The sequence below is a fragment of the Hydrogenophaga sp. H7 genome (genome assembly GCF_002025745.1).
Taxonomy (GTDB): Bacteria; Pseudomonadota; Gammaproteobacteria; order Burkholderiales; family Burkholderiaceae_C; genus Hydrogenophaga; species Hydrogenophaga pseudoflava.
Genome location: NZ_MCIC01000017.1, coordinates 342249 through 357967 on the forward strand (window position 1 = coordinate 342249; position 15719 = coordinate 357967).

The 15719-nt window shown below is 63.1% G+C and carries 16 protein-coding genes and 1 tRNA gene; 6 read left to right on the forward strand and 11 right to left on the reverse strand.

What is annotated here, in order from left to right; translation table 11 throughout:
• The 6 genes from coaE to BC358_RS17390 all read right to left on the reverse strand — a co-directional run bounded on the left by coaE (position 1) and on the right by BC358_RS17390 (position 5646).
• Complete coding sequence (coaE, locus tag BC358_RS17365) at positions 1-591, reverse strand: dephospho-CoA kinase (protein WP_079366784.1); 591 nt, start codon at positions 589-591, stop codon at positions 1-3.
• Between the two features lie 14 nt (positions 592-605).
• Positions 606-1448, reverse strand: coding sequence for an A24 family peptidase (locus tag BC358_RS17370; RefSeq protein ID WP_079366785.1), 843 nt, complete (start codon positions 1446-1448; stop codon positions 606-608).
• Positions 1449-1453: 5 nt separating this feature from the next.
• Complete coding sequence (locus BC358_RS17375) at positions 1454-2671, reverse strand: type II secretion system F family protein (RefSeq protein ID WP_066152952.1); 1218 nt, start codon at positions 2669-2671, stop codon at positions 1454-1456.
• A 30-nt stretch (positions 2672-2701) separates the two neighbouring features.
• Entirely contained in the window at positions 2702-4438 is a 1737-nt protein-coding gene (gene pilB, locus BC358_RS17380) for a type IV-A pilus assembly ATPase PilB (RefSeq protein ID WP_066152957.1), read from the reverse strand.
• Positions 4439-4592: 154 nt separating this feature from the next.
• Positions 4593-4669: transfer RNA gene (locus BC358_RS17385), tRNA-Pro, on the reverse strand.
• A 47-nt stretch (positions 4670-4716) separates the two neighbouring features.
• A complete protein-coding gene (locus tag BC358_RS17390) occupies positions 4717-5646 on the reverse strand; it encodes a polyprenyl synthetase family protein (RefSeq protein ID WP_079366786.1) in 930 nt (309 codons plus the stop codon).
• Between the two features lie 282 nt (positions 5647-5928).
• Here BC358_RS17390 and rplU point away from each other — a divergent pair, with 282 nt between their 5' ends.
• From rplU to proB, 4 genes are all read left to right on the forward strand, one after another.
• A complete protein-coding gene (rplU, locus tag BC358_RS17395) occupies positions 5929-6240 on the forward strand; it encodes a 50S ribosomal protein L21 (protein ID WP_066152961.1) in 312 nt (103 codons plus the stop codon).
• A 13-nt stretch (positions 6241-6253) separates the two neighbouring features.
• A complete protein-coding gene (rpmA, locus tag BC358_RS17400) occupies positions 6254-6511 on the forward strand; it encodes a 50S ribosomal protein L27 (protein WP_066152967.1) in 258 nt (85 codons plus the stop codon).
• A 99-nt stretch (positions 6512-6610) separates the two neighbouring features.
• Positions 6611-7687 (forward strand): Obg family GTPase CgtA, encoded by a 1077-nt coding sequence (cgtA, locus tag BC358_RS17405; RefSeq protein WP_079366848.1) that lies wholly within the window; start codon positions 6611-6613, stop codon positions 7685-7687.
• A gap of 18 nt (positions 7688-7705) precedes the next feature.
• Positions 7706-8881 (forward strand): glutamate 5-kinase, encoded by a 1176-nt coding sequence (gene proB, locus BC358_RS17410; protein ID WP_079366787.1) that lies wholly within the window; start codon positions 7706-7708, stop codon positions 8879-8881.
• Between the two features lie 27 nt (positions 8882-8908).
• On the opposite strand, the gene BC358_RS17415 is transcribed toward proB, so the two are convergent.
• Entirely contained in the window at positions 8909-9547 is a 639-nt protein-coding gene (locus BC358_RS17415) for an RNA pyrophosphohydrolase (protein ID WP_079366788.1), read from the reverse strand.
• Between the two features lie 175 nt (positions 9548-9722).
• Between BC358_RS17415 and BC358_RS17420 the strand changes: the two genes are divergently transcribed.
• Positions 9723-11468, forward strand: coding sequence for a proline--tRNA ligase (locus tag BC358_RS17420; RefSeq protein ID WP_079366789.1), 1746 nt, complete (start codon positions 9723-9725; stop codon positions 11466-11468).
• Between the two features lie 73 nt (positions 11469-11541).
• A complete protein-coding gene (locus BC358_RS17425) occupies positions 11542-12171 on the forward strand; it encodes a lytic transglycosylase domain-containing protein (protein WP_306292804.1) in 630 nt (209 codons plus the stop codon).
• Between the two features lie 12 nt (positions 12172-12183).
• Here BC358_RS17425 and BC358_RS17430 read toward each other — a convergent pair whose 3' ends face one another.
• From BC358_RS17430 to prfA, 4 genes are all read right to left on the reverse strand, one after another.
• Entirely contained in the window at positions 12184-13188 is a 1005-nt protein-coding gene (locus BC358_RS17430) for an AAA family ATPase (protein ID WP_066152988.1), read from the reverse strand.
• Between the two features lie 157 nt (positions 13189-13345).
• Positions 13346-13669, reverse strand: coding sequence for a Grx4 family monothiol glutaredoxin (gene grxD, locus BC358_RS17435; protein WP_066152991.1), 324 nt, complete (start codon positions 13667-13669; stop codon positions 13346-13348).
• A 56-nt stretch (positions 13670-13725) separates the two neighbouring features.
• On the reverse strand, positions 13726-14568 hold the full coding sequence (gene prmC, locus BC358_RS17440) for a peptide chain release factor N(5)-glutamine methyltransferase (RefSeq protein WP_079366790.1): 843 nt from the start codon (positions 14566-14568) through the stop codon (positions 13726-13728).
• Positions 14565-15665 carry a peptide chain release factor 1 gene (prfA, locus tag BC358_RS17445; protein WP_079366791.1) on the reverse strand — a complete coding sequence of 367 codons (1101 nt, stop codon included), beginning with the start codon at positions 15663-15665 and terminating at the stop codon, positions 14565-14567. Before prfA ends, prmC begins: the two co-directional genes overlap by 4 nt.
• Between the last annotated feature and the right edge of the window lie 54 nt (positions 15666-15719).

Genomic DNA, 15719 nt, shown 5'->3' on the forward strand with positions numbered 1-15719 from the left:
TCATAGTCCCAACCGGCGAGCCATTCCCAGGACCAAGGCTTGCAGCGCCGGTAGATCGATTCCATCGTTCCAGAGCACGCCGTCAGCGCTGGCCAGTCGTTTGGCGCGCTGGCTTTGCTGGGCGATGACGCTCTCGACCTGCTGGCGAGGCCAACCGTTGCGAGCCATGACCCGGGCGATCTGGGTTTCGTACTCACAGTCCACCACGAGCACTGTATCCAGTTGAGGGCGCCAGCGGTCCGATTCGACGAGCAGGGGCACATCAAACACCACGCAATCAGCAGGGCTTGTTTGCAACAGCCGCTCCAGCTCCTCATGGACCCGTGGATGGATGATCGACTCCAGCAGCTGTTTGGCTTGCGGGTTTGCGAACACGTGTGTCCTCATCCTGTCGCGGTCCATAGCGCCGTCGGCGGAGACGAACGTCTCGCCGAAATGGTGCCGTATGTCCGCTATGGCTGCACCGCCGGCTTGGGTGCACATGCGCGCAATGTGGTCAGCGTCCAGAACGGTGGCTCCGCACGTTTGCAGGATCTTGGCCACGGTGCTCTTTCCGCTGCCGATGCCTCCTGTCAGGCCCACGCGACGCATGGCTGGCGGGCAGTTCAGAGGCCAATCGCGGCCAGAATGGCGCGGGGCCCGAAGAACAGCGAAGTGAGTCCGGCCAGGGCCAGGAAGGGGCCAAACGGAACATAGCCTCCTTCGCGCAGTTGGGAAAACATCTTGATGCCAATGCCAACGATGGCACCGATGACCGATGCCATGAGGATGATCGGCACGAGTGCCTGCCAGCCGAACCATGCTCCCAGCGCGGCGAAGAGCTTGAAATCGCCGTAGCCCATGCCTTCCTTGCCCGTCGCCAGCTTGAATCCCCAATACACCAGCCAAAGTGACAGATAGCCCCCGACAGCTCCCCACAGCGCTTCGGCCAGCGACACGCCGGTGAAGCCAAGCGCTGAAGCGCACAAGCCAGCCCAAAGCAGCGGCAAGGTAATGTCGTCGGGCAGCAGTGTGGTGTCCCAGTCGATGCAGGTCAGTGTCACGAGGCTTGCGGCGAACCCGCTCCAGACCAACGCCTCCCAACCCAGCCCCCATGTCCAGCCGCACCAGGCGAACAGAGCGCTCGCAACGAGCTCCACTGTCGGGTAGCGGAGACTGATGGGCGCATTGCAGCCGGCGCATTTACCTCCAAGGGCAAGATAGCTGACCACCGGAACATTTTCAAACCACCGGATCTGGTGTCCGCAATGCGGGCAGGCAGAGCGAGGCACCATGAGGTTGTAGGGGGCCGCAGCATCAGTGTCTGTTGCTGTGCCTTGCAGTTCTGCACATTCGGCGGCCCACCGCAACTCCATCATCTTGGGCAGTCGGTGGATGACCACATTGAGGAAGCTGCCGACCAGCAGCCCCAGAACGCCCAGAAGTGCAGCGTCCAGCAGGTTGACCATGCTGATCAAACGACCTGGCCCAGCTTGAAGATTGGCAGGTACATCGACACCACAATGCCACCGATCACCGTACCGAGCACCACGATGATGATGGGTTCCATCAGGCTGGACAGCCCAGCGACCATGTCGTCCACTTCGGCCTCGTAGAAGTCCGCGGCCTTGCCCAGCATGTGGTCGATGGAGCCGGATTCTTCACCGATGGCACACATCTGCAGCACCATGGAAGGGAAGATGTTGGCATTGGTCATGGCATTGGTCAGGCTGGTGCCGGTCGATACCTCCTGCTGGATGCGCTCGGTGGCTTTGGAGAAAACCGAGTTGCCCGATGCGCCACCGACAGAGTCCAGTGCCTCGACCAACGGTACGCCAGCCGCAAACATGGTGGCCAGTGTGCGGGTCCATCGTGCGATTACCGACTTCTCCACCAATGCCCCAAAGATGGGTATTTTCAACAGTAGTCGGTCCATGAACATTTGCACTTTTTCATTGCGCTTCCAAGCCTGCATGAAGAAGTACGAGACGCCGAAGATTCCGCCGAAGATCAACCACCAGTATTCGGTGAAGAACTCGCTCATCGCAATCACGAACAGTGTGGGGCCAGGCAGATCGGCACCGAACGAGGTGAACACCTGTTTGAAGGACGGAATCACGAAGATCATGATCACCGCCACCACCACGAACGCCACGATGATCACCGCGACCGGGTACATGAGGGCCGACTTGATCTTCGACTTCAGTGCCTCCGTTTTCTCCATGTAGGTCGCCAGGCGGTCCAGCAACTCTTCCAAGATGCCGGCCGCTTCCCCCGCTTCGACGAGATTGCAGTACAGGCTGTCAAAGTACAGCGGATACTTGCGGAAGGCTGCGCTGAGGGATGTACCGGTTTCGACGTCGGACCGGATGTCGTTGAGCAGTTTGGAGAGGCTCGGATTGGGGTTGCCACGTCCGACGATGTCGAAAGCCTGCAGGAGGGGGACGCCTGCTTTCATCATGGTTGCCAACTGGCGCGTGAAGATGGCGATGTCCTTGGGCTTGATTCGCTTGCCCGAACGCATCCGGCGCTTCTTGACCTTGGTGACCACGATGCCTTGGCGTCGCATGGCAGCCAGCACTTGGTTTTCTCCAATCGCCCGTGTCTCGCCCCGAACCGCCTTTCCGTTGCGATCCTTTCCCTCCCACTCGAACACGAAATCCTGGGTGCCTTTTGATGCTGCGGTAGCCATGTGTTCCTCGTTTCCCGGTCCGGATGGCGATTACTCGTTTGTGACGCTGAGCACTTCGTCCAGCGATGTCACACCCTGCTTGACCTTGAGGAGCCCGGACTCACGCAAGGTTCTGACCCCTTCACGCGACGCCTGTTGGGCAATGTCCAGAGCGCTGCCACCCTTGAGGATGATTCGCTGGATTTCCTCCGAAATGGGCATCACCTGATAGATGCCGACACGGCCTTTGTAGCCGTTGTTGCAGGACGAGCAGCCCACCGGCTTGTACGGAGTCCAACTCCCGTCCAGTTCTTCCGCCTTGTACCCGGCGTCCAGCAAGGCTTTGCGGGGAACGTCCAGCGGCGCCTTGCAATTGGGGCACAAGCGTCTTGCAAGTCGCTGGGCGGTGATGAGAATCACGCTGGAAGCAATGTTGAACGTGGGAATGCCCATGTTCATCATCCGCGTGAGGGTGGTGGGGGCGTCGTTGGTGTGTAGTGTCGACAGGACCATGTGGCCTGTCTGGGCAGCCTTGATCGAGATGTCCGCCGTTTCGAGATCGCGGATTTCGCCGACCATGATGACGTCCGGATCTTGTCGCAGGAACGCCTTGAGCGCGGCGGCAAACGTCAGCCCCGCCTTTTCATTGACGTTGACCTGGTTGACTCCTGGTAGGTTGATTTCCGACGGGTCTTCCGCCGTGGAAATATTGATGCCAGGCTTGTTCAACAAATTCAGGCAGGTGTAAAGCGAAACTGTCTTGCCCGAGCCCGTCGGACCAGTGACGAGCACCATGCCGTATGGGCGTGAAATCGCGCTGAGCAGACGCTCCTTCTCCTCCGGCTCGTACCCAAGGGCATCAATGCCTACCTTGGCACTGCTGGGGTCGAGAATACGTATCACGATCTTTTCACCGAACAGCGTCGGCAACGTGCTGACACGGAAGTCGATCACCCGCTCAGGCCCCACCTTGAGCTTCATGCGGCCATCCTGCGGAACTCGCTTCTCGGAGATGTCCATTCTGGAGATCACCTTGATACGGGAAGCGAGCTTGTCCTTGATCGCAACGGGCGGTGAGGCGATTTCGCGCAACTCACCGTCGATGCGAAAACGCACCCGGTAGTTGTGCTCGTACGGCTCGAAGTGGAGGTCAGACGCCCGCATATTGAATGCGTCCAGCAGCATCTTGTGCAAGAACTTGACCACTGGCGCGTCATCAACTTCCGAGGATGTGGTCTTGTCGGCTTCCGTCGTGACAGCTTCGGCTGCAAATTCGTCGAACTCGAACTCTCCACCGACAATCTGGTCCATCGCCTCATTGGCTGTGGTGGATTGCGCTTCAATGAGTTTGCTGAGCTTGTCGTACTCGGCGATGACCCAGTCCACACCCAGTTGGGTCGCAAACTTGATCTTCTCTGCCGCTTGTTGATCGGCCGGATCGGCCGTAGCGACCATCAACCTGTTGTTGCGTTTGCTCAGGACAACAATGCGGTAGTCGCTGCAGATCTTGGGGTCGAGCAGGCCTTTGGGTAGTCTCTGTAGGTCGATCGCATCAAGATCCAGCAGGGGCGCTGCGAACGCCGTGGACATCGTATGAGCGAGATCGGAAGCAGAAACGGCCCCGGAACCGGTCAGTTCTGCGATGAAACTGGTGCGCCCGCTTTGAGCCTTCTTGTACAGATCTTCGGCGGCCTTTTGTCCCAGCTTTCCTGCGCTCACCAGCGCCCTACCCAAGCCGGGCAGAGCCATGGACGGTGTATCTTGAGGGGCTGTTTCGACAGATGCCATAACCGCGTAATCTATCGTAAATCAATGACTTGGAAGACACAATTCACCCAAACTGTGTCGAAATCGTACCTGCGCACAGGCCGTACGTTGTATGGAGGTGTCGATTGATGCCCACGAAGCCGGTGGAAACCGGGGCGGGCAGACAAAAAAACGATGGTCGGGGTGAGAGGATTCGAACCTCCGGCCTCTACGTCCCGAACGTAGCGCTCTACCAGGCTAAGCTACACCCCGCCGAAGCGCGCGATCTGGTGCGAACCGATCTGCGCTGTTTTTTGTCTTTAGGAGCGTCGCTCCAACAAGTCAGCCGCCAATTGTAGCAAAGCCGAGCGGTACGGATTGTCAGGAAGCGTTCGGGCGGCCTCCATGGCTCGACGGGCCTCTTTCATGGCGCTCAATCGGGCTGCCTCAAGGGCGCCTGTTTCGCGAATGATGTTCTGGATGGCGTCCATATGCTCCACGTCGCCTTCAATGATGGCGGCTTGCAGGAGTTGTTGCTGTTCGGGCGACGCCTTTTTGAGTGCACAAATGATGGGCAGCGTCACTTTTCCTTCGCGCAGGTCATCGCCCAGGTTCTTGCCCAGCTCTTGGGCGTCTCCTTCGTAATCCAGGACATCGTCGATCACCTGGAACGCGGTCCCCAGTGCCTGGCCGTAAACGGCGCATGCGCTTTCCACCTCGGTAGGTGCTCCTGCAAGGATCGGAGCCAGTCGGGCGCTTGCTTCAAACAGCTTCGCGGTCTTTGACCGGATGACGCGCAGGTAGGCTGCCTCGTCGAGGGAGGGGTCGTGCATGTTGACCAGTTGCTGTACTTCCCCTTCGGCAATGACGTTGGTTGCATCGGACAGCACTTGCATGACCCGCATGTTGTTCACGTCTACCATCATCTGGAATGCGCGGGAGTACAAGAAGTCTCCCACAAGTACGCTGGGCGCATTTCCGAACCGTTCATTGGCAGTGGCGCGACCTCTTCGCAGCGTGGACTCGTCAACCACATCGTCATGCAAAAGGGTTGCAGTGTGGATGAACTCAACCACAGCGGCAAGCGTGTGACGGTGTGGATGGTCGCTCCCCAATGCCCCGCTGACGAGCAGAAGCAGGGCGGGGCGCAGCCGCTTGCCGCCCGCAGAGATGATGTACTGGGATACTTCCTTGACCAGGGGGACCTCGGAGGTGAGGCGTTCATTGATCACCAGATCAACGGCCCGCATGTCCAGCCGGATCAGGTCGAGAGGCGAGTCGTTGGAAGGGCTGGCTGGTGTCAAGATCGGCTACCGCGGTTCGGCTGAATGAAGTGCGCGGATTATAGGAACCGAGCAAGGTGTGCCTGATCGGCATGCCGTGTCCGTGTTGCGATCTTCAGGGTGCTCGTTTGAGGGGGCCGTACTTCTTCCTGTCAGAAGGTGCGAGGGTGCTATAATTTGCGGTTCGGCGGAGGTTCGTCTGCCGAGTGCCAGGCAAATCCCTGCTGGCAACAACTTTATGAGGTTCCTATGTACGCGGTCATAAAAACCGGTGGCAAGCAATATCGCGTTGCTGCCGGCGAAAAAATTAAAGTAGAACAGATTGCTGCGGAAGTGGGCCAGGAAATCGTGATCGACCAGGTTCTTGCTGTCGGCAATGGCAGCGAACTCAAGGTTGGCACTCCCCTGGTCTCTGGCGCGACAGTCAAGGCCACCGTGGTGGCTCATGGTCGGCACGACAAAGTGCGCATTTTCAAGATGCGTCGTCGTAAGCACTACCAGAAGCGCCAGGGTCATCGTCAAAATTTCACCGAGCTGCAGATCGCTGCGATCGCTGCCTGAGGAGTAGTTTGAAATGGCACAGAAAAAAGGCGGCGGCTCTACGCGAAACGGGCGCGATTCCAAGCCAAAGATGCTCGGCGTGAAGGCATTCGGTGGTGAGTTGGTGTCGGCTGGTTCCATCATCGTGCGCCAGCGCGGTACCAAGTTCCATCCCGGTACTAACGTCGGTGTGGGCAAGGACCATACTCTGTTCGCGACTGTGGACGGGCATGTGACCTTCGCTACCAAGGGTGCACTGAACCGCCATACCGTGAGCATCACGCCGGTGTGATGCGGTGGCCCTCTCGGGCCACTGGCTGGATGGCAGCATCCCGTGGAAAGGCCCGCCGTTCGCGGGCCTTTTTTGTTTGATTTTTCGGAAGCGCTGATCATGAAGTTTGTGGACGAAGCCACGATCGATGTCGCTGCAGGCGATGGCGGCAACGGCTGCGCGTCGTTCCGGCATGAGAAGTACAAGGAGTTCGGTGGTCCGGACGGTGGGGACGGCGGCCGTGGCGGCCATGTCTACGCTCTTGCAGATGCCAGTCTGAACACGCTGGTGGATTTCCGTTACACGCGCCGTTTTGAGGCGCAGCGAGGCGAGCACGGCAAGGGGTCCGACATGTTTGGCGTCAAGGGGGATGACATCGTCCTCAAGATGCCAGTGGGAACCATCATTTCCGACGCCGAGACAGGTGAAGTGCTGTTCGAGTTGCTCCAGCCGGGTGAGCAGATCACCATTGCCAAGGGAGGCGATGGCGGCTTTGGCAACATGCATTACAAGAGTTCCACCAACCGGGCGCCCCGGCAGAAGACGCCCGGGTGGCCTGGGGAGCGCCGCACGCTCAAGCTGGAGCTCAAGGTTCTGGCGGATGTCGGTCTGCTGGGCATGCCCAACGCGGGCAAGTCGACACTGATTGCGGCCATTTCCAACGCGCGCCCGAAGATCGCGGACTACCCTTTCACCACGCTGCACCCCAACTTGGGTGTGGTGCGCGTGGGGCCGGAGAAGAGCTTTGTGGTGGCCGATGTGCCTGGCCTGATCGAGGGAGCCTCGGAAGGAGCTGGTCTGGGGCATCAGTTCCTTCGTCACCTGCAGCGCACCCGGCTGTTGCTGCATCTTGTGGACGTGGCGCCGTTCGACGACACCGTGGATCCCGTGCAGCAGGCCAAGGCCATTGCGGCCGAGCTCAAGAAGTTCGATCCGGCGTTGTACGCCAAGCCTAGATGGCTGGTTCTCAACAAGCTGGATATGGTCCCGGCCGAAGAGCGGGAATCACGGGTGAAAGACATCGTCAAGAGACTCAAGCACAAGGGGCCGGTGTTCGAGATTTCAGCGCTCACCCGCGAAGGCTGCGAACTGCTGGTGCAGAAGATCTATGCTCACATTGCCAAGGTTCATGAAGACGCGCAGGCACCCGCTGTGGTGGACCCGCGCTTCGCAGGCAGTGATCAACAAACCGATTGACGAAACTTCGCTAAGAACATGGCAGATGTGGGAAGCCTCGCGACCGCTCCGATCAACGACCTGAGCGGTGTTCCACCGGTGGTGAGATCCGCGCGGCGCATCGTGGTCAAAGTGGGTTCCAGTCTGGTCACCAATGAAGGGCGGGGACTGGACGAGGCTGCCATCGGCCACTGGAGTCAGCAACTGGCAGCCCTTGTTCAAGATGGGCGTGAGCTGATCATGGTCAGCAGCGGTGCGGTGGCCGAGGGCATGAAGCGCTTGGGCTGGGCGAATCGTCCGAAAGAAATCAATGAGCTGCAGGCTGCGGCGGCCGTCGGGCAAATGGGGCTGGTCCAGATGTACGAGACCAAGCTGCGTGAGTGTGGCGTCGGCAGTGCGCAGGTGTTGCTGACGCACGCCGATCTGGCCGACCGCGAGCGTTATCTCAACGCACGTTCCACGCTGCTGACCTTGCTGCAGCTCGGCGTGGTTCCGGTGATCAACGAAAACGACACCGTCGTCAACGACGAGATCAAGTTCGGTGACAACGACACGTTGGGCGCCCTGGTGGCCAATCTGGTCGAGGCAGATGTATTGATCATCCTGACGGACCAGAAAGGGCTGTACACCGCCGATCCGCGCCGTGATCCCTCAGCAACCTTTGTGCATGTGGCGCGTGCTGGCGACCCACAGCTGGAGGCGATGGCCGGTGGCGCGGGTTCTGGCATTGGCAAAGGCGGCATGATCACCAAGATCCTGGCGGCCAAACGTGCCGCCGGGTCGGGTGCGTCCACCGTGATCGCGTGGGGGCGTGAGCCGCGCGTGCTGCAGCGCCTTTGTGATGGTGAGGCCATCGGCACCTGTCTGGTGGCCCAGACCGCGAAGCAGCAGGCGCGCAAGCAGTGGATGGCCGACCACTTGCAGATGCGGGGTGCGGTGGTGGTCGATGCCGGGGCGGTCGAAAAGATCATGGGAGAAGGCAAGAGCCTGCTGCCCATCGGCATGACCGGCGTCGAGGGGGAGTTCTCGCGCGGCGACGTGATCGCGGTGCGGGGGGCGGACGGGCTGGAGATCGCGCGGGGTCTTGCGAACTACGCCAGCCCGGAGGCGCGCCTGATCTGCCGCAGATCGTCGGCAGATTTTGAACGCCTGCTGGGCTACGCCGCCGAGCCCGAGATGATCCACCGGGACAACTTGGTGCTCACGCGCACCTGAGCAGGGGATTCGGCCCAGGGGGTCGGTTCAGTCCAGGCCGGGACGAGGCTGGGCCTGGGGGTCGGGGTCGAAACTGGCGCCCGGCGGCAGTTCCATTCCGCCGGGGCACAGGCGGGGCAGCGCGTGCGGGATCTGTTCCGCGCCGGATCGTTGCGGTCGACCACCCGAGCGCAGGTAGCGGTTGCGGTGGTCGTTTTTGGGCAGGTAACGCGCCAGTTCGGTCAGCGCCATTTCGTACACACCACGCTTGAACTCGACCACCACATCGAGTGGCACCCAGTAGTCGTGCCAGCGCCAGGCATCGAACTCGGGATGGTCGGTGGCACGCAGGTTCAGGTTCCAGTCCTGCGCGACGAGGCGCAACAGGTACCAGATCTGTTTCTGACCTTTGTAGTGACCGCGGGCATCTCTGCGGATGAACCGGTCTGGCACTTCGTAGCGCAACCAGTCCCGCGTGCGGGCGACGATGCAGACATGTTCGGGCTTGAGCCCAACCTCTTCATGCAGCTCCCGGTACATGGCCTGTTCGGGGGTTTCACCCCGGTCGATGCCGCCTTGTGGAAACTGCCAAGAGTGGGAGCGGATGCGCTTGCCCCAGAACACCTGGTTTCGCTGGTTGAGCAGAATGATGCCGACATTGGGCCTGAAGCCTTCTCTGTCAAGCATAATCAACCCCAAATTTTTGAACTGTCTGGATTATGCATCGCGCATGACAAATTGCGTACCAAACGCGATGCGGCATCGGCCCAACGCCGGGTAAACACCGACCGACGGAGCCGCTGCTCTCCAGCCCCATTCCGACCTGTCCCCATGCCTTTTCCACCTTTGTGGTGGTTCGCCCATGAAAGCTTCCCAGTTCCTCATCACCACCCTGAAAGAAGCCCCCGCCGATGCCGAGGTGGTGAGCCACCAGCTCATGACCCGTGCCGGCATGATCCGCAAGCTCGGCGCCGGCATCTACAACTACATGCCCATGGGGTTGCGCGTGATCCAGAAGGTGGAAGCCATCGTGCGCGAGGAGATGAACCGCGCCGGCGCGGTCGAAATGACCATGCCGGTCGTGCAGCCGGCCGAGCTCTGGCAGGAGACCGGCCGGTTCGAGAAGATGGGGCCGGAGCTGCTGCGCATCAAGGACCGGCATGAGCGCGACTACATCATTCAGCCGACCAGCGAAGAGGTGGTGACCGACGTGGCGCGCCAAGAGCTGCGCAGCTACAAGCAGCTGCCCAAGAACCTGTACCAGATCCAGACCAAGTTCCGCGACGAGCGCCGGCCGCGTTTTGGCCTGATGCGCGGGCGCGAGTTCATCATGAAGGACGCCTATTCCTTTGATCGTGACGAGGCCGGCGCCAAGGCCAGCTACCAGGTCATGGCGGCGGCCTATCGCCGCATCTTCGACCGATTCGGCCTGAAGTACCGCGCAGTGGCGGCCGACAGCGGTGCCATCGGCGGGGATCTGAGCGAAGAATTCCAGGTGATCGCGGCCACAGGCGAAGACGCCATCGTGTACTGCCCGGCCAGCGACTACGCGGCCAACATGGAGAAGGCCGAGGCGCTGGCGCCCGCGGGTCCGCGCCCGGCACCGGCCAACCCGATGGTGAAGATGCCCACGCCGGGCAAGAGCACCTGCGCCGATGTGGCCGAGTACCTGGGTGTGCCGCTGGCCACCACGGTCAAGTCGCTGGTGCTGGCGACCGACGAGCTCAATGAGGCCGGGGAAATCGTCAGGAGCCAGGTCTGGCTGCTGCTGCTGCGCGGCGACCACGACATGAACGAGGTCAAGGTGAGCAAGGTGCCGGGTCTGGACAAGGGCTTCCGCTTCGCAAGCATCCCCGAGATCGACGCGCACTTCGGCTGCAAGCCCGGGTACCTGGGGCCGGTCGGTCTGAAGCAGCCGCTGAAGATCGTGGCCGACCGCGAGGTGGCGGTGATGGCCGACTGGATCTGCGGTTCCAACGAGCCGGATTTCCACACCACGGGCGTGAACTGGGGCCGCGATCTGCCCGAGCCCGACCTGGTGGCGGATCTGCGCAACGTCGTTGAAGGCGATCCGTCGCCCGACGGCAAGGGGGCGCTGGCGATCGAGCGCGGCATTGAGGTGGGCCACGTGTTCTATCTGGGCACCAAGTACAGCAAGGCCATGAACGCGACCTTCCTGGACACCGATGGCAAGCCCAAGCATTTCGAGATGGGGTGCTACGGCATCGGCATCACGCGCCTGCCGGCGGCGGCCATCGAGCAGAACCACGATGAGCGCGGCATCGTCTGGCCCGACGCCATCGCACCGTTCACGGTGGTCGTCTGCCCGGTCGGTGCCGACCGCAGCGAAGCTGTGAAAGCCGCGGCGGACGAGCTCTACGCAGGCCTGCTGGCCGCGGGCGTGGACGTGATCCTGGACGACCGCGGCGAGCGCCCGGGCGCGATGTTCGCGGACTGGGAGCTGATCGGCGTGCCGCACCGCGTGACCATCGGCGATCGGGGTCTCAAGGAGGGCATGGTCGAGTACCAGCACCGCCGCGATGCCGCTGCGACCAAGGTGCCGGCCGCCGAAGCCCTGGCCTTCGTCAAGGGTCGACTGGGCGCGTGAACGCCGAACGGCCGCTCCGAAGGCGTTCAGCCCTGCAGTGCGCAGCACGGAAGGTTGCTCGATGACCGCAGCCATGTCCTCGTTGGATCGCCGCCAGTGCCTGCTGCGTGCGGCAGCACTGGGCTCGGCCGGATGGCTCGGCGCAGGTCTGGTGCACGCGGGCGGTCAGGTGGAAGAGCCGCTGGCCGATTCGGTGCGCACGGCGCTCAGTTCGGCCATCGCCAACAGCGCGCCGCCGGTGCCCGAGTTCACCGACACCGAGAAGCGGCTGGCCTATTTGCGCTGGATGGGCGCGATGAGCGAGCGCCTCAAGAAGCGCAAGCCGGATTTCCAGACCCGCATCGAGTTCCTGCAGACCGTCTGGTACGAGACCCGTCGCGCCGGGCTGGACACGACCATGGTGATGGGGCTGATCCAGGTCGAGAGCGCGTTCCGCAAATTTGCCATCTCCCGCGTGGGCGCCCGGGGCTACATGCAGATCATGCCGTTCTGGTCGCGCCTGATCGGCGACGGCGACCCGGGCAAGCTGTTTCACATGCAGACCAACATCCGCTTCGGCTGCGTGATCCTGCGCCACTACCTGGACCGCGAGCGTGGCGACACCTTCATGGCGCTGGGGCGCTACAACGGCAGCCGTGGCCGCGCCGAGTACCCCAACGCGGTGTACGCGGCGGCCCGAAACTGGGTGCCTCCGGCCGCCTGAGGGCCAGAGCGCTCACTGCAGGAAACCGATCCTTGTCTTGCCGCTGCCCACCTTGGGCAGGTCCCCTGCTTCCACGCTGAACCGGTCCGCCAGGCGGGCGTTGCCAAAGGCCGTGACCAGCGCCCGACGCATCTCCCGCGGCGCCAGGGTGGCGAGCAAGTCCAGCACATCGTCGGCCGGCTCCGGGTCGAAGCGCTTGCCCCAGTCGTGTTCGCCCCGGATGCTGTCGTAGAGGTGGGCGGCGATGCGGCGAGCCGCATCGGGTGAGGGCGGCTGGATCTCAAACACGTTCATCCGGTTGAGGATGGGGTCGGGGATGCTGCGCTCGTCGTTGGCGGTGGTGACCCAGATCACCTGGCTGGCGTCGATCGGCACCTCCGCGAACTCGTCGATGAAGTTCTGCGCCGTGTCGTGCTCCAGCAGGCCGTAGAGCGCACCGAGCGGGTCGTACTGCGCGTCGGCCGCCGCCTTGTCGATCTCGTCGACCACGATCACCGGGTTGGCGTATTGGCCATCCACCAGCGCTTCGAACACCTTGCCGGGCTTGGCGCCCTTCCATTGCGAGGACGAACCCGACAGCAGCCAGCCGGCGGTCATGCTGCTCATGGGCACCAGGCTCATGCCGGTGCCCAGCAGGTCGGCGATCTGCCTGGCGAAGTGGGTCTTGCCGACGCCCGGCGGGCCGAGCAGGAGGATGGGGGTGACTTCCAGGCTGTCGTGGCTGTCCTGGCTCAGGGCCACATGGCGTTTGACGTCGTCGAGCACCTCGGTGAAGTTGGGCAGCAGGTCGTACAGCGGCGCCATGTCGGGCACGCCCGAAGGCTTGACGGCAAAACGCTGGGGACCCCGTTCGAGCATGCGCTGGTAGGTGTTGCGCAGGCCCTCGTGTTCGCGTTCGTTGCCGCTCGCCTGAAGCTGTTCGAGCTTGCGTTCGACCGCATCGGCACTGAACACGCTGCGCATCCGGGCGATGGGCAGTCCGAGGGTGGGGGAAGCGACCAGGCTGCTAGAGCTCATTCGGTTCTCCTGGAGGTTCGAAGGACAGCTTCATTCAAGCACAAGACGTGCCACTGCTCAACGTCGGAAAAGCCCTGTGGTTGCCACTCACCGTGAAGGATCGCACCCCGCAAAGCACAAAGCCACCCGAAGGTGGCTTTGCGAGGGGCTTGGCAGGTCAGGCCTGGCCGGAGATGGTTTTCTGCAGTTCGCCCGACTCGTACATCTCCATCATGATGTCCGAGCCACCGATGAATTCGCCCTTGACGTAGAGCTGGGGGATGGTGGGCCAGTTGCTGTATTCCTTGATGCCCTGGCGGATGCCGTCGTCTTCCAGCACGTTGACGGTCTTGAGCGCCTTGGTGTCCACGCCGCAGGCCTTGAGGATCTGGATCGCGCGGCCGGAGAAGCCGCACATGGGGAAACTGGCGCTGCCCTTCATGAACAGCACGATGTCGTTGGATTTGACCAGTTGGTCGATCTGGGTTTGCACGTCGCTCATGGGCTTGTCCTGTGTCGGTTCGTTGAGGGCGCCGGAAGCTGCCGGCCGATGGTGGATTATCGCAAGCCGGGCCAGCGGCCGCCGCTGCAGCGTTCAATGCCCGCCAGATCGGTCCGGCTGCAGACTTCTTCGAACCCCTGGGTGCCCAGCAGTTCCCGCACGGCGGCGGCCTGGTCGTGGCCATGCTCGAGCAGCAGCCAGCCACCGGGGCGCAGCGCGCCGGGGGCCTGCGCCACGATCTGGCGGATGTCGTCCAGTCCGTCGGGGCCGGCGGTCAGGGCGGTGAGGGGTTCGTGGCTGAGGGCGACCAGGTGGTGGTCGCCTTCGGCGATATAGGGAGGGTTGCTGGCGATCACATCAAAGCGCTCGCCCGGCACCGCCGCCAGCCAGGCGCCTTGGGCGAAGCGCACCGGCAGGTTCAGCCGTTGGGCATTGGCCTGCGCGACCGCCAGGGCGTCGGCGCTGGCGTCGGTGGCGCTGATCTGTGCGTCCGGGCGGCGGGCGGCGACCGTCAGCGCGATGGCGCCGCTGCCGGTGCCCAGGTCCAGCAGGCGGGGAGGTTCGGCACCACCGGGCTTTGGCAGTGCGTCCAGGGCCCAGTCCACCAGCACCTCGGTGTCCGGGCGCGGCACCAGCACGCGGGCATCGACCTGCAGCGTGAGGCCACCGAATTCCTTTTCGCCCAACAGGTAGGCCACCGGCTCGCCCGCCCGGCGGCGCTGCTGCAGCGCCTGCCAGCGAGCCGCCGCTTCCGGTGGCAGCGGGTCGCTGTCGTGCGCGATCAGCCAGGCCCTGTCGTGCGGCGAACGGCCCAGGGCGTGCAGCAGCAGCATCTGTGCATCCAGCCGGTCCAGGCTGGCGGTGGCGGCCTGCCGCAGGGCGTCTTGCAGCGTGTTCATCGGCTGTTCTGCTGTTCCAGGTCGGCCAGCAGCTCGGCACCACGCGCCACCTGCAGCGCGTGGATCACGTCGCCCAGGTCGCCCTCCATCACCTGCAGCAGCTTGTAGAGCGTGAGGTTGATGCGGTGGTCGGTCAGCCGACCCTGCGGGAAGTTGTAGGTGCGGATGCGGTCGCTGCGGTCGCCGCTGCCGACCAGGCCCTTGCGGGTGGCGGCTTCCTTGGCCGCTCGCTCGCTGCGTTCCTTTTCCTGGATGCGCGCCTGCAGCACCTGCAGCGCCTTGGCCTTGTTGCTGTGCTGGCTGCGGCCGTCCTGGCATTCGGCCACGATGCCGGTGGGCAGGTGCACCACGCGCACGGCCGAGTCGGTCTTGTTGATGTGCTGGCCGCCGGCGCCGCTGGCGCGGAAGGTGTCGATGCGCAGGTCGGCCGGATTGAGCTTGACCGCCTCGGCCTCGTCGGGCTCGGGCATCACGGCCACGGTGGCGGCGCTGGTGTGGATACGGCCCTGGGTTTCGGTCGCGGGCACGCGCTGCACGCGGTGGCCGCCGGACTCGAAGCGCAGCTGGCCGTAGACGCTGGCGCCTGGGCCGCGTCCGGCGATGCGCAGCACCACCTCCTTGTAGCCGCCGAGTTCGCTGGGCGACTCGCTCACGATCTCGGTGGTCCAGCCCTGGCTGTCGGCGTAGCGGGTGTACATGCGGGCCAGGTCGCCCGCGAACAGGGCCGACTCGTCGCCGCCGGTGCCGGCACGGATTTCCACGAAGGCCGGGCGTTCATCGTCCGGGTCCCTGGGCAGCAGCAGGTGCTGCAACTCCTGGTCCAGGCGTTCGAGGTCGGCTTGGGCCGCCTCAATCTCTTCCTGTGCCATCTCGGCCATGTCGGGGTCGGCCAGCATCTCCTGCGCCGCAGCCAGATCGGCCTCGCGCTGCTGGTGGCGGTCGAAGGCCTCGACGATGACGGAGGCGTCGGCGTGTTCGCGGCTGAGGGTGCGGAAGCGCTCGAGGTCGCTCACCACATCGGGAGCGGAGAGCAGGGCGTCCAGCTCGTGCAGGCGGGCTTTCTGGCGCAGCAGGGTGTCGCGGACGAAGGGTTTCATGCGGGAACGGACAAGAAGCGACGGCGGCAAGGGGCGCACGGGGCCGGCGGACCG

Excerpts from the sequence above, each read along its gene's own strand:
- BC358_RS17420 (WP_079366789.1), top strand. The coding sequence starts at position 9,723 with ATGAAAGCTTCCCAGTTCCTCATCACCACCCTGAAAGAAGCCCCCGCC.
- BC358_RS17425 (WP_306292804.1), top strand. The coding sequence starts at position 11,542 with ATGTCCTCGTTGGATCGCCGCCAGTGCCTGCTGCGTGCGGCAGCACTG.
- pilB (WP_066152957.1), bottom strand. The coding sequence starts at position 4,438 with ATGGCATCTGTCGAAACAGCCCCTCAAGATACACCGTCCATGGCTCTG.
- proB (WP_079366787.1), top strand. The coding sequence starts at position 7,706 with ATGGCAGATGTGGGAAGCCTCGCGACCGCTCCGATCAACGACCTGAGC.
- BC358_RS17390 (WP_079366786.1), bottom strand. The coding sequence starts at position 5,646 with ATGCGGGCCGTTGATCTGGTGATCAATGAACGCCTCACCTCCGAGGTC.
- BC358_RS17370 (WP_079366785.1), bottom strand. The coding sequence starts at position 1,448 with ATGGTCAACCTGCTGGACGCTGCACTTCTGGGCGTTCTGGGGCTGCTG.
- rplU (WP_066152961.1), top strand. The coding sequence starts at position 5,929 with ATGTACGCGGTCATAAAAACCGGTGGCAAGCAATATCGCGTTGCTGCC.
- cgtA (WP_079366848.1), top strand. The coding sequence starts at position 6,611 with ATGAAGTTTGTGGACGAAGCCACGATCGATGTCGCTGCAGGCGATGGC.
- prfA (WP_079366791.1), bottom strand. The coding sequence starts at position 15,665 with ATGAAACCCTTCGTCCGCGACACCCTGCTGCGCCAGAAAGCCCGCCTG.
- coaE (WP_079366784.1), bottom strand. The coding sequence starts at position 591 with ATGCGTCGCGTGGGCCTGACAGGAGGCATCGGCAGCGGAAAGAGCACC.
- BC358_RS17430 (WP_066152988.1), bottom strand. The coding sequence starts at position 13,188 with ATGAGCTCTAGCAGCCTGGTCGCTTCCCCCACCCTCGGACTGCCCATC.
- BC358_RS17415 (WP_079366788.1), bottom strand. The coding sequence starts at position 9,547 with ATGCTTGACAGAGAAGGCTTCAGGCCCAATGTCGGCATCATTCTGCTC.
- grxD (WP_066152991.1), bottom strand. The coding sequence starts at position 13,669 with ATGAGCGACGTGCAAACCCAGATCGACCAACTGGTCAAATCCAACGAC.
- prmC (WP_079366790.1), bottom strand. The coding sequence starts at position 14,568 with ATGAACACGCTGCAAGACGCCCTGCGGCAGGCCGCCACCGCCAGCCTG.
- rpmA (WP_066152967.1), top strand. The coding sequence starts at position 6,254 with ATGGCACAGAAAAAAGGCGGCGGCTCTACGCGAAACGGGCGCGATTCC.
- BC358_RS17375 (WP_066152952.1), bottom strand. The coding sequence starts at position 2,671 with ATGGCTACCGCAGCATCAAAAGGCACCCAGGATTTCGTGTTCGAGTGG.